At 47.6% G+C, this 12,992-nt stretch carries 11 protein-coding genes, 1 tRNA gene and 1 pseudogene; 5 read left to right on the forward strand and 8 right to left on the reverse strand.

Annotated features, from left to right (window positions below; translation table 11 throughout):
- Positions 1–10: 10 nt before the first annotated feature.
- The 3 genes from ACMGDE_RS14815 to ACMGDE_RS14825 are packed head-to-tail and all read left to right on the forward strand — an operon-like array spanning position 11 to position 4,170.
- Entirely contained in the window at positions 11–778 is a 768-nt protein-coding gene (locus ACMGDE_RS14815) for a DUF4998 domain-containing protein (RefSeq protein WP_436833599.1), read from the forward strand.
- Between the two features lie 38 nt (positions 779–816).
- Positions 817–2,556 carry an FG-GAP-like repeat-containing protein gene (locus ACMGDE_RS14820; RefSeq protein WP_436833600.1) on the forward strand — a complete coding sequence of 580 codons (1,740 nt, stop codon included), beginning with the start codon at positions 817–819 and terminating at the stop codon, positions 2,554–2,556.
- 24 nt (positions 2,557–2,580) lie between these two features.
- Positions 2,581–4,170 carry a calcineurin-like phosphoesterase C-terminal domain-containing protein gene (locus tag ACMGDE_RS14825; RefSeq protein ID WP_436833601.1) on the forward strand — a complete coding sequence of 530 codons (1,590 nt, stop codon included), beginning with the start codon at positions 2,581–2,583 and terminating at the stop codon, positions 4,168–4,170.
- Positions 4,171–4,478: 308 nt separating this feature from the next.
- Here the strand turns inward: ACMGDE_RS14825 and ACMGDE_RS14830 are convergent, their stop codons facing one another.
- From ACMGDE_RS14830 to ACMGDE_RS14840, 3 genes are all read right to left on the reverse strand, one after another.
- Positions 4,479–5,723 carry a hypothetical protein gene (locus ACMGDE_RS14830; RefSeq protein WP_436833602.1) on the reverse strand — a complete coding sequence of 415 codons (1,245 nt, stop codon included), beginning with the start codon at positions 5,721–5,723 and terminating at the stop codon, positions 4,479–4,481.
- A gap of 87 nt (positions 5,724–5,810) precedes the next feature.
- Positions 5,811–6,110: a winged helix-turn-helix domain-containing protein gene (locus ACMGDE_RS14835; protein WP_436833603.1), complete on the reverse strand. Its 300-nt coding sequence runs from the start codon at positions 6,108–6,110 to the stop codon at positions 5,811–5,813.
- The gene (locus ACMGDE_RS14840) at positions 6,107–6,733 is read right to left on the reverse strand and encodes a hypothetical protein (RefSeq protein WP_436833604.1); all 627 of its coding nucleotides are present in this window, start codon (positions 6,731–6,733) and stop codon (positions 6,107–6,109) included. Before ACMGDE_RS14840 ends, ACMGDE_RS14835 begins: the two co-directional genes overlap by 4 nt.
- Before the next feature lie 81 nt (positions 6,734–6,814).
- Here ACMGDE_RS14840 and ACMGDE_RS14845 point away from each other — a divergent pair, with 81 nt between their 5' ends.
- Positions 6,815–7,585, forward strand: a complete 771-nt coding sequence (locus tag ACMGDE_RS14845) for an oxygenase MpaB family protein (protein WP_436833605.1) — start codon at positions 6,815–6,817, stop codon at positions 7,583–7,585.
- Positions 7,586–7,597: 12 nt separating this feature from the next.
- Here ACMGDE_RS14845 and ACMGDE_RS14850 read toward each other — a convergent pair whose 3' ends face one another.
- The 5 genes and pseudogenes from ACMGDE_RS14850 to ACMGDE_RS14870 all read right to left on the reverse strand — a co-directional run bounded on the left by ACMGDE_RS14850 (position 7,598) and on the right by ACMGDE_RS14870 (position 12,187).
- Complete coding sequence (locus ACMGDE_RS14850; protein WP_436833606.1) at positions 7,598–9,940, reverse strand: ABC transporter permease; 2,343 nt, start codon at positions 9,938–9,940, stop codon at positions 7,598–7,600.
- Positions 9,941–10,069: 129 nt separating this feature from the next.
- A pseudogene (arr, locus tag ACMGDE_RS14855) lies at positions 10,070–10,447 on the reverse strand (NAD(+)--rifampin ADP-ribosyltransferase); the annotation flags it as partial.
- Between the two features lie 405 nt (positions 10,448–10,852).
- Positions 10,853–11,464: a dihydrofolate reductase family protein gene (locus tag ACMGDE_RS14860; RefSeq protein WP_436833607.1), complete on the reverse strand. Its 612-nt coding sequence runs from the start codon at positions 11,462–11,464 to the stop codon at positions 10,853–10,855.
- Positions 11,461–11,925: a MarR family winged helix-turn-helix transcriptional regulator gene (locus tag ACMGDE_RS14865; RefSeq protein WP_436833608.1), complete on the reverse strand. Its 465-nt coding sequence runs from the start codon at positions 11,923–11,925 to the stop codon at positions 11,461–11,463. The genes ACMGDE_RS14860 and ACMGDE_RS14865 overlap by 4 nt, the downstream gene beginning before the upstream one ends.
- Before the next feature lie 190 nt (positions 11,926–12,115).
- Positions 12,116–12,187 (reverse strand) — tRNA-Arg (locus ACMGDE_RS14870).
- A gap of 154 nt (positions 12,188–12,341) precedes the next feature.
- Here ACMGDE_RS14870 and ACMGDE_RS14875 point away from each other — a divergent pair.
- Entirely contained in the window at positions 12,342–12,986 is a 645-nt protein-coding gene (locus ACMGDE_RS14875; protein ID WP_436833609.1) for a peroxiredoxin, read from the forward strand.
- The last annotated feature ends 6 nt before the right edge of the window (positions 12,987–12,992 follow it).

Below are 12,992 nucleotides of genomic sequence, written 5' to 3' on the forward strand. Positions count from 1 at the left end.
TATCGAATATATGAACATGAATAAAATAAAGGCTTCATTGGTTTTTCCATTATCCATCGTGTTAGTACTACTGTTTGGTCAGGCATGCGAAAAAATGGAGGATACCTATGCCCAGTATCTTGAGGGAGGGGAAATCGTCTACCCCGGTAAGGCCGATTCATTGCAGGCGTTTCCAGGAAACCGACGGATTGCGCTACAGTGGCTCATCGTGTCGGATCCCAAGGTGGTGCGAGCTGTAGTATATTGGAACAACAAGATAGATTCGGTAGTCGTGCCCATCCAGAAGACCGCTGATGTGGACACCATTTTGGTAATCTTGCCCGACATGGAGGAGGGGCTGTATACGTTTGATGTTTATACCTATGACAACGTGGGACATCGGTCCCTTGGCTCCCAGGTTATTGGGGAAGTCTATGGCGGGACCTTCCAGCAGACACTGAGCAACCGTCTCGTCCGGTCGGTCGAGTGGGTGGACCTTCCTCAAGAGGGTGAAATTCCAGCATTCAAAGGTGCTCAGATTAATTGGTATGGCGTCAACATGCAGGCCATCTTCATGGATATCCGTTATACGCAGGAAGATGGCAGTGTTATCACGGTCCGGGAAGAACCTGTCAGGATCAGTGGGCGACCCCCGTTATTCAGGGAAATCACCCGCTTGCCGGACTGCAAGGAAAATTCAGCTATCACGTACCGAACAGCATTTATGCCGGATACGCTGGCCATTGATACCTTTTATACCGAATACAGTACATACACCCCCGTGTTAAAACAAAAATAACCATGATGAATCGATTGTTGATAGTATTAGTTGGCGTTATGAGTTTCCTTTTACTGGGTTTTGCATGGCCATGGTCTTCCGACGATGAAGACGCCTTTTCCATTGCCATATTGCCAGATACGCAATTCTACTCGGCTGAAGTAAATGAGGGGAAAAAGGAGATGTTTTTCGCCCAGACCGACTGGATTAAAAAGAATCGGGAAGCAGAAAACATCCAATACGTGATCCACTTGGGCGATATCGTCAACTACGGCGAAGCGGATTCGATGGCTTGGAAACATGCCGCGAAAGCCATGTATGCGCTGGAGGATCCGTTGCCCGGTATGCCGCACGGCATCCCCTATGGCATGACGGTTGGCAACCATGATCAATCACCGGGTCAACGGGCGCTTAGCGGCAAAACGACCTATTATAACCGGTATTTCGGCATCGACCATTTCTCGGATAAGCCTTGGTACGGTGGGCACTATCGGAATGATAATGATAACCATTATGACTTGTTTTCCGCAGGCAAGATGGACTTCGTGGTGGTGTACATCGAGTACGATATGCTGGACGAAGACCAGGAAAACATGAATGAGTGGGCGGCAGGGGTGTTGGAAAAACATGCCGATCGGAAGGCGATCGTGGTCACCCACGCGATTGTTGGCAATAACCGAACGAAAGGAACCAACGAGAAGGGATTCGCTGAATTTTCCAAACAAGGTGCCCGGTTGTATGACCGGTTGAAAAGATTACCAAATCTCTTTTTGATGCTTGGCGGCCATGTAGGCCAAAATGGCGAGGGATACCGGCAGGAATGTTATGCGGGTCATACCGTCAAAATGATGCTGTCTGATTATCAAGGACGGGAAAACGGGGGAAACGGACTGATGCGGTTGCTCACATTTTCCCCGAAAAATGACCGCATAGCCGTGCGCACCTTTTCGCCGCATACGGGCGAGGAAGAGACCGATGGTGACAGTCGGTTTACCCGGCCATGGTTTGTCAACACGAATGCCAGCAGGACCTTTGACTTTGATAACGATGGCCAATCGGAGATCATGACATTTAATGCCGGCGTGTGGAGGGGGCACGAAGGGAAGATTACCTTTGGGGAGGATGGTGACATCCCGGTGTCAGCTGATTATACGGGTGATGGACAGACAGATTTGGCCGTATATCGGCCGTCCACTAGCACGTTTTACATCCAAGGCAAGGATACCGTGCGCCTTGGCCAGACCGGCGATATTCCGGTGCCCGCTGATTACGATGGCGATGGCTACGCGGATATCGCAGTTTATAGGCCTTCTAATTCAACCTTTTACATACAAGGGTCGCCGGAGGTGAAGTTTGGCGCGATCAACGGCATCCCCGTACCGGGCGATTACGACGGTGACGGTAAGGCGGATATTGCAGTGTTCAATACATCCAGGAAGATGTGGCAGATCATGCAAATGGGCAATGAGGCTTTCAGCGAAGCCAACGAAATACCGGCGGAATCGGTGCTGCCTGTTCCTGCGGATTACGACGGGGATGGCAGAACCGACATGGTTGTGTATCGTCCGTCTACCGGTGAATGGATATTTCGTGGTAGGGAAAACAAGGTCATAAAATTCGGACAGCAGGGAGACATTCCTATTCCCGGAAATTATTTTCCTGGTGGAAAAGCGGTGCCGGCTGTGCTGAGACGCGGCAACGTGTTGCTTGCTGATGGCAAGCGGCTTGCCAATGCCACAATAACTGACGGTGAAGTGGTGAATGTACCCCCCGCCTTAAGGATGACGATATTAAAATAATCTTAAACAACATAGAGAATCACGATGATGCGAGTTTATTTTTTATGGATCGGTTTATCCATACTCTTTTGTGTTCCCTTGCGGGCACAGGACAAGGTGGTCGGTTACGTATTCCAAGATGGGAATGGAAACGGTATCCGCGAACGGAAAGAGCAAGGGGTGGAAGGTGTAGCCGTAAGCAACGGCCGGGAAGTGGTGCTGACCAACGAAAAGGGCAAGTATGAACTACCCATAGGGGACGATGACATTGTCTTCGTCGTCAAACCTTCGGGTTACCGCGTACCGCTCAATGCGTATAACCAACCACTATATTACTACATCCATAAGCCCAAGGGCTCACCAACGTTCTTGAAATTCAAGGGGGTGGATCCTACGGGGCCTCTACCCAAATCGGTAGACTTTGCCCTAATCCCCCAAGAGGAAAACAGCCAGTTCAAGATGCTGGTGCTGGGCGACCCTCAGGTACTGGACCAACAGGAGTTGGGCTTTTTTGAAAAAGGCATTGTTTCGGAAATCATAGGGGGTAATGGCGCCGTCATGGGCCTGACGTTGGGTGATATTGTCCAAAACGACCAAAGCATGTACCCGGATTATATCCGGCTGATGAGCAAGGTGGGTGTGCCCTGGTATAATGTCATCGGCAATCATGATCTTAACATGGATGCCCCCGTTGATTCCCTGCATGACGAAACGTTTGAGGCCAATTTTGGTCCGGCCTCGTACTCGTTTAATTATGGGGATGCGCATTTCGTCGTGCTCGATGACAACGTCTATCCGGATCCCCGGCGAAAAAAAGGCGGCTTATGGGCTGGTTATAGCGAAAAACAGCTAAGCTTTGTGAAGAACGACCTGAAATATGTGGATAAAGACCGCTTGATTGTGCTGGTAAATCATATTCAGATGAACATCATCAACGAAAATTCGTTTCGCGAGGCGGACCGCAGACGGCTGTTTGAACTGTTCCGCGGGTACTCAAACGTTTTGGCGCTTTCGGCGCATACGCACCAGCAGCAGCAATTTTTCCATGACCAGGCAGATGGCTGGCCCAATGAGACACCGCTCCACGAGTTCAATGTCGGAGCAACCTGCGGTAACTGGTATTCTGGCGCGATCAATAAGCACGGCGTAGCCGATGCCACCGCAAGTGACGGAACACCTCGGGGGTATGTTTATTTGAATGTGACAGGAAACCAATATACGACCGACTTCAAGGTGGCTGGAAAGCCGGCGGACCATCAGATTGGTCTTTTTCACCGAAAGGTATTAGGCACTATATGGTGGGAAGGCAGGGGGCGCATTTATGCCAACTTCTTCATGGGCCATAAAGGAAGCAAGGTTGAATACCGGATCGACGACGACGAATGGAAGCCCATGCGTTATACACTGGAGCCGGATCCCGCATATGTGGCTGAATTGTATCGCTGGGATACGGCGGAGGTCCTTTTTTCGGGAAGACGGCCCACGGAGCCAGCCGATTGCTCGCACCTGTGGTGGGCGCCGCTCACTAACAACCAAGGTGCGGGGACGTATCGCATCCAAGTGCGGGCGACAGACGACTACGGCCGCACCTTCATCCAGGAAAGCAGTTATCAGATCCAGGAACCGGTGGAGTGATGATAACCCCCCGAGGCTTCAATTCATGGTGAAGCCGGGAGTTTCGCGGCCTATTAGCTGGTGATAGCCGTTGCCGTGGCTTTTACGCGGGGGAATAGGCTTGGGACCGGCTTGGGTGCTTGCTCGACACTGGCTGTTGGTTTGCACGACCTTGAGCTGGGGTTCGTTGCGGATCATCCGCAACGAACCCCGGCCTAGTGTGGGTGGAGACTGGGTTAAGCACCAAAGCCAATTCCAGACGGGATGTTGTTGCAAGTGTCACCGGTCACCTGGACATTTAGACACCCCTTGGGCAGGATACAGTTTCCTTAATTAAACCCAAAGATTAACGGAAAGATAAACGTAACGATAAATGCCCACAGCGAATAAAAGGGCAGGTAGATGACAATGGTTTTTCCGACCCCGGCGATACCTGTCTTTTTTGAAAGTACCCTGAAAAGCTGTATGGTGACCAAGAGCAAATGAAGTAACATTAAGATGTTGCTGCCGAGCACCGCTGCCCTATTGGGTGTAATCCCCCATTCGGAAATCCGGAACCAGATGGCAGAAAGCGCGATGCCATTCACCACAATGGTGACAATCGATAGCAGAAGGAGAATCCATATTTCTGCGCGGCTTTTCGTGATCTTCGCTGTCTCGGCAATGGAGAAGAAAATGATTGCCATGACGCCGATCAAAAGGAGATTAAAAATCAGCAAAAACTCCCGGTCGTTATAGGGGTCTTTCCCTGAAAAAATGATGGCGATGAGATAAATGACCAGCATCACCAACACCAATGGACTGAATATTTTAGCAATCACCGGGGAGACCTTACCGACGAGCTGCGGATTTGTTTGGGTAAGGTAGGTGCCCACGATCGGCGCGGCGGCAAGCCCCACAATGCCGACATTCTGAGAATAAAACTCTTCGATATTCAAACCGATCAGTGAGAAAAGTCCAATGGTGATTGCGGTCAACATGCCGCCGGCGATCAGGATAAGGCCCGTCATGATCAGCAAGTCTCCGTTATATTTTAAAAAGCCAAGCCGCTTCTCCACGTTATTCCACGGTTCGCCGACAAAGGCAAAACCGAAGATAGACCACAGTAATAAGAGTAGGTGGATGCACGATAAAATTAAGGTATCGCTTTTTTCATCATTAGGCAGGAGATTAATAAAGAACAAGCCCAGCAGCGTTGCGCCGACAACAAACGCAATTTTGCCTGATGACAATTTATTCTTCCAGGCAAAGTAAGCCGTCAGCAGGGGGAAAATAATGAAACCGACGTTCCGGGGATAGAAAAAATCTTCATCTATCGACAGGATCGCCGGGAGTTTCGCGATAACACCTGCCAGAAGGGCGGCAATGACGACCAGCCATAATTCCCTGCTGGTGCCCCAGTTAATCTCATCGCTTTCGTAATGCAGCCGTTCGTGCCAGTAATCTGCAAGCGTATTGCCTTTGAGCGTCGGATACAGCGCGCTGAAGTCTCGCTTAAAAGTCACTTTGTTTGTGCGGTACAACTTTTCAAGTTCTTTGGGGTCGTTTAGATGAGTGCGAATTTCGTCTTTCATGATTTTATACGTTAAATGTTTAGTCAAGTGTTAGTGATTCTATTAAAAGAACTTTGCTTTTCAAAGCATATGGATAAAAAAATAATACTATTTCTGTGATTTAATTAATTGCTCTAGCGCCTTCAAGTGATCATCGAATGCTTTTTCGCCCGTTTTCGTGATGAAATATTTGGTGTTGGGTTTTCGGCCAACAAATGACTTTTTCACGCCGATAAATGCTTCTTTTTCCAATCCTTTCAGATGGCTCGCCAAGTTGCCATCGGTGAGATCGAGGTATTCTTTTAGCGCGTTGAAATCGAGCATTTCATTGACCGCCAGAGCCGACATGATGCCAAGCCTGATCCTGCTTTCGAATGCTTTATGTAGACCATCTATCGATATTTTCACCGCTCGTACTTATAATGGATATAAATGCCATAAATGATATGCAGTAAGCCAAAGCCTGCTGCCCAGAAGAACAGGCCGTAGCCCATGAAGTAGGTGCTGATCAGTCCGAGCCCGATCTGGATCAGTCCGAGCGCCCCTACCTCTCTATAGGTATATTTGCTGGCGTTGTACAGCGCCAAGCCATAAAAGATAAGTGTAAAAGGAGCAATTAAGCCGATCAAGCCTTTCGATATCAGTACCAGGATCAACAGTCCTCCCGCAACCAGCGGAATGGACATATTGATCAGCAACCTTCTGGAAGTAGCATTCCATATCTTTTCACCTCGTTTATGGGCCTTTTGATAAGAAAGGAAAACAGCCGTGCCGATCGCCAGTACCAAGATGACGAGGGCCAAGATGATGAGGTTCAGGAGCGGGATGACCGAATTTCCCGATCGAGTGGCGGCGTACGCTGTGTCATCAGGATTGAAATGGAAGAATTGATGGGCTAGATAGGCGCCCGTAAGGGCATAAATACCGGCCATGATGCCCGCCCAACCCGAGAGCGATAGAAACTTAGACATGCGCTCCATCATGGAACGTATCTCAGCGATGTCTCGGATATAGTCCTTTTCTTCTTTCATTATAAAAAGTACTTTTTTTTTCAAAGTTAAATAGAAATTGTAAATTTGCAAGCGTTGAGCGAAATTATTTTAAAAAAACGTATGGCACATTTTGTGAGCAAGGATTCAATCGTCCGCCGGATCTGGGGGAATGGCGATACCATCCTGTTGATTTTTGCAGGGGCAGCTGCGGAGTTTGCGCTGAATAAGGCCGTGGATTGGCTTTATTTCACGGGGCGTCTTCCTTCTGATCCGCTCAAGCGGTTGTTCTCCACCGTTTCCTATGCGCGCCAGATCGTGTTTGCCAGCGATGACGATGCCCTGCACGCCATTGATCAGATCGCTGCCATCCATAAAGGCGTGGAAGATCAACGCGGCCAACATATCCCCGATTGGGCGTACCGAGATGTGTTGTTTATGTTGATCGATTATTCCATACGATCCTATGAATTATTGGAAAAGAAATTGAGCACGACCGAAAAAGAGGAAGTATTTAACGTTTTTCACCGGATGGGATCGCGCATGCAGGTCAAGGACCTGCCGTCTGGATATCATGAATGGTTGCAGATGAGAGCATCGGGTCTGCACGAAAACCTGCTGAACGGTCCGTTCACCAAAGACCTTTACCGGCAGTACCGAAAGCACCTGGGGGGATTCAGGTTCCTGGTCCTAAAACAGGCGCAAACACTCTTGGTCCCTAAAAAGGTAAATGAACTGTTGCATCTCGGGAAAAGCCCATTTGCAGCAGGGATGCTGGGTTTGTATAAATTCAGCCGTTTCATCTGGTTGAAATCAGTCCTAAAAAAGGCCATACTGCCGTCGGAATATAAAAAGGAGATTATCGCCTTAGATACCTATTCGGGCCATGCATAAGCGCGTACACCATCACTCGTTCCTTATCGAATCCACAGGATTCCGGGTTGCCGCCCGTAGGGCGTGGTAGCCAATGGTCGCGAAGGCGATCGACAAGGCCGTACCCCCTGCAACTGCAAATATCCACAGCTTCAAGGTTATCCGGTATTCATAATTGTCCAGCCAATCATTCATTGCCCACCAAGCAAGTGGGAAGGCGACTAAGCATGACACCAAAACAAGCTTCATGAAATCGGCGCTTATTAAACGTATGATGCCGGCTACGGTTGCTCCCAATACCTTGCGGATGCTTAGCTCTTTTTTTCGCTGTTCGGCCATGTGTGTTGCGAGGCCAAATAACCCCAAGCTGGAAATGATGATGGCAAGTGACGCAAATATGCCGGATGCCCTTCCCACCGATACCTCGGCCGTGAACAGGTCATTGAATTGGGTATCCACAAACCGGTATTCAAATGGATAGTCAGGATTGTATTTCTTAGTGATCGTGCCTATTTTGGCCAATGCCTCCATTCGGCGGCCCGGCTTTACGCGGACGTAGAGCAGATTGTCGCGCCCGAACTGCTGGCAGAAGAAGATCACTGGAGATGGCCTGCCAAACACGTTACCATATACATAATCATCCACGACACCCACGACGGTCATATTGGAATATACCCCATCTTCGTTACCCCTGGGGGATGCGATGGTTTTGCCCAAAGGGCTCTCATTACCCATAAGCCGGGCAAGGGACCGCGTAATAAGGATATTGCCATGCTCGGCTGTCCGAAAGTCCCGCCCTTCGATGATTTTCATTCCCGATGTTGCGACAAATTCGGGACTGACATCCCGGAATGCGATAGAAACGAGGGCATCCTCGGGTTGGCCCTCCCACCGGAAACGATCATCGATGTTCCCTCCATTTAGGATGACATGGTCAGCGGTCGCTGCATGGTCGACGAGTCCGGTTTGCAACAGCTCCTCTTTTATCACTGGAAAAACAGCCGTGATGCTGCGCTGCATATTTACCTCGATCAGATCATCCTTATTGAATCCGAGGTTTCTTTGTCTGGCATGCTGGATCTGCAAGTGGATGACCAAGGTGCTGATGATGAATATGATCGAAACCGTGAACTGGAAAACGACCAGCACCTTTCTCAACAGGCTAGTGCGCATGTTCACTTTCAGCCCATTCAAAACCGCTGTGGGGTGGAAAGCAGACAGATGGAATGCGGGATAACTCCCGGCCATCAGTCCGCAAAGCAACGCAATAGCCACTAATGCTGTCAGATGAATAGGGCTTGTTATATGCAGCGTCAGGTGTGTTTGCATGAGCGCGTTAAACGCCGGCAAGGCAGTGGCCACGAAGATGACGGCTAAAATCATGGCGAAGAATGACAGTAGAAGTGCTTCTCCCAGGAATTGCATGATCAATCCCTTCCGGGCGGCACCTAGCGTTTTCCGGACCCCGACTTCCTTGGTCCGCCGTTGGCTGTTAGCCGTGGCGAGGTTCATGAAATTGATGCATGCGATGACGAGGATCGTCCAACCAAGCAGCACCATCCGGTTTACCTGCCTGATCTGTCCGCTGCCAGTGGGCTTGCCGTTTTCAAATTCTCGGTAAAGATGCCACCGGCTCATGGGGAATAAGAAAGCGCTACATTGCTGTGAAGCATCATGGCGATGTATAAAATCGGTTAACTGGCTGCCTATCGCCGCCGTGTCTGCATTGGTTTCCAATTCCACATACGTTAGCGGGCCGTAACTGTCCCAATCCAATGACTGGCTGTAGTAGGGATCATTTTCAAAAGGGATCAGCCAATCGAATTGCAGCGAAGAATTGTCAGGAGGGTCTTTTATTACCCCAGTGATCAGGTAATCCTGTTCATTGGATATCCGCACCGATTTTCCGATGATATTCCCATGTTGTCCAAAAAACAGTTTTGCGGTTTTTTCAGTGACGACAATCGAATGTAAATGCGAGAATGCATCCGCAGCATTGCCTTGCACGAAGGGTAGGGTAAACATATCGAATAGGCTAGCATCTGCGTATCGACCCGCTGCATATAGCGATTTATCGTCGAGGGTAAAGAGCAATCGTTGATTTCCATCGGATACGCGTGCGGTATTGGCAATTCCCGGGATTTCAGCGTTCAGCGCGGGCGCCATCACACGGGGCGTCGAACCGATGGTGAAGACATCCATTCCCTGATCAATATTGACGTGGACAGCGTATAGAACGTTTTTCTTGGTATGCACCTCATCGTACGTTATTTCATTTTCCACCCAAAGGAAGATCAATCCAGCACAAGCGATGCCGATTGACAGTCCGAAAATATTGAGAAAGCTATACACCTTATTTTTGCGAAGGTTACGCATCGTTGTTCTGAAGAAATTCTTAAACATAACTTGGTGGTGCAAGTGAATTGTTTTCCGGATTCGGTGAACGAATGCTTGTTACCAGACAAAGGACGCACGAGTATCCGTTGCCGTTGCAGGTTGTCTAAATTAATTAATAATCTCTCCGTTGTTATCGGCCAGTTTTTCACGCCATTTTTTGAGTTCATCAGGTGTTTGTCTCACCCAATCTGTTATTTCGCCGATGATTTTTAATGGTGTTTCTGAGCGATATGAGCGGGTGGGGTTGCCCGGAAATTTTTTGTCTGTAACATTCGGGTCATTTTCAAAACTCCCTGTCGGTTCAACGATATACACACGTTCACGTCCATCACCTTTTGCCAATGAAGCGGCAAGTCCTGCTCCATTAAGGAGGGCTGTGAAATAAATGTGATTCATTTTGAGATCTGATTTGTAATTAGAACGGCCCCCAGCTGTCAGCAAATCGCCAACCTGCAAATCTGCCTTCGTCCCATGATAAAAGGGGCCTTTGTCAGTAGGCTTATCCTTAAAAAAAGCGGCTAATTCATAATTCTTTCTTGCCTTGTCGGGTTCGTTTAACTCCTCATAGCAGCGGGCGATATTTGAATATAGAGAAGGGAAAGCACTCTTAACAGCGTCGTTATTTATTTTTAATGCGGACTGCAAAGCCGTTTCAAGCCAATTTAATTTGTCGGAAACATTTTTTTGATGTCGCGCCACAAAATGAGCAGCGAGAAATTTTTCAAAATCGTTTGTCGCTTCGTTCCAGGCCTGAAGAAATAGTCGGCTTGCTTCCTCGGCGTTGCCGTTTTCTTCTAAGCCCATACCCTGAATACAGCGTTTCACAATATTGTTATTTGGGTTGAATTCCATTTTCTAATGATTTGTTTGTTAAATTTTGTACTATCAATTTTATTTCAAAACCTTGTATCTAACGTGTGTCACCATGCTGGTTCCACTTATTTCAACTGGTTCGAGCTTGAGATTCGGCACTTCTTCAAAAAGTCGTGAACCAGCACCAATCGTGACTGGAGCGATATGCAACCACAATTCATCAATGAGGCCGGCCGCCAGGTACTGATTGACCGTGTTTGCTCCCCCCATAATCTTTACATTCCGATCTCCTGCCGCTTGCTTCGCCTGTCTCAATGCCGATTCAATGCCTTCTGTCACAAAATGAAATATCGTCCCGCCTCCCATTTCTATTGGCGCACGTTCGTTGTGGGAGAGCACAAAAACCGGAGCATGATATGGCGGATTGTCGCCCCACCATCCTTTCCATTCCGGTTGGTCCCTTCTGTCTTTCGGTCCAAACATATTACTGCCCATGATAAATGCGCCTGCATCAAGAATGGCATCTATTTCTTTCTTATGTCTATGCTTTTCCGGTTCGGAAAACATCCAACGATCCAGCAACTCCGAATCGAAATGATCTCCAAATGGTTTTTCAAAGCTTTGGTTATAACCGGCAGCATACCCATCAAGAGAAATTGTTAGCCCACTTGTTACGAGTGTTGTTTTCATATTGCTTTTTTATTTTTTAATGTGCTGTTCGTTTTAACGATTAATTGTATTGCTTTTTCAAAGTAAGATTCAATGATTTCAATTTCTGCAGTTGAATAGGAAGCGAACAGGTTTTCGGTTTCATCTTGAAATTTTTTATAATAGGGTTCAAGGTGTTGAATTATTTTATTTGAATCAGGTACGATGATAACTTTTCGTCTATCATTCGGATCTAACTGTCTCTTTACAAATTTCTTTTTTTCAAATCTGTCAATTAAACCGGTTACAGCACCTGTTGTTAGCCCGGTTAAGTCTGCAAGTTCTCCTGCAGTTAGACTGCCTTTTTGTACAAAAAATCCTAAATACTTATGGTCAGTCGCTGAAAATCCTGCTTTTCGTGCGATGAGTTCGTGCAATTGAATGGATTCATAGGCGTATTTTTGACTCAACTTTCTAACCGTAATGATGTTATCTCTGTTCATTTGACTTTTTAAATAAGAATCTTAGTGACAAAGATAATAAGGTTTAACGAATTGACCAAGTGTCTTTATTTTTTTGTCAAGTATGGAATTTTGATGGATTAGCGGTCGTTACAATGACCGCTAACGGTTCGGGTCACAGATTCTTATTGACATAAAAAAGGAGACAGCTGGTGAGTGGTGTCTCCTGAAGTAGCCTCGACGGGAATCGAACCCATATCTAAAGTTTAGGAAACTTCTATTCTATCCGTTGAACTACGAGGCCAGTGCAATATCGTCGCAAAAATACGATTTTATCTAATAATCCGAAATGCGATTTGACTCCGATCATAGACAAACTGTATGAGCCATTGACAAAAACAATGGCATCTGCACCATAATTACTGTACCTTTGCCGCTGTTAAAAAAGATAAACAAATATGAGTTTTACTGGAAAAAAATTCCCCAACATCACCGTTGACGCAATGGATTATCTCGGTGATAACCTCTTTATCAACGTTTTTGAAGAAGCTGCCAAAAAAGGAAAAAAAGTGCTGTTATTTTGGTATCCTAAGGACTTTACGTTTGTATGTCCTACGGAGCTTCATGCGTTTCAGGAAGCGTTGCCCGAGTTTGAAAAGCGTAATACCACGGTCATCGGCGCTTCATGCGATACCAATGAAGTACACTTTGCTTGGTTGAATACCGCGAAGGATAATGGCGGCATCGAGGGTGTAACGTATCCTATCCTCGCGGATACGAATCGCAACTTGGCCCGCGTACTGGGTATCTTAGAAGGCGAAGAAAAGGAAAATGAAGCATTTGGCTATATTTTCGAAGGTTCAAACGTGCCCTTCCGGGCGACTTACCTCATCGATGAGGACGGCAAGGTGTTCCACGAAAGTGTAAATGACATGCCTGTGGGCCGTAACGTGAAGGAATACCTTCGGCTGATCGATGCGTATGCGCACGTACAGAAGTTTGGTGAGGTGTGCCCGGCGAACTGGGAAGAGGGTAAGGACGCGATGCATGCGACCCGTGATGGCGTGGCGAGCTACTTGGCTGCTCAAGTGACATTAAGCTAAATCGGA

Origin of the sequence: Parapedobacter brassicae (genome assembly GCF_051400755.1) — a bacterium.
In the GTDB taxonomy this organism is placed as follows: domain Bacteria; phylum Bacteroidota; class Bacteroidia; order Sphingobacteriales; family Sphingobacteriaceae; genus Parapedobacter.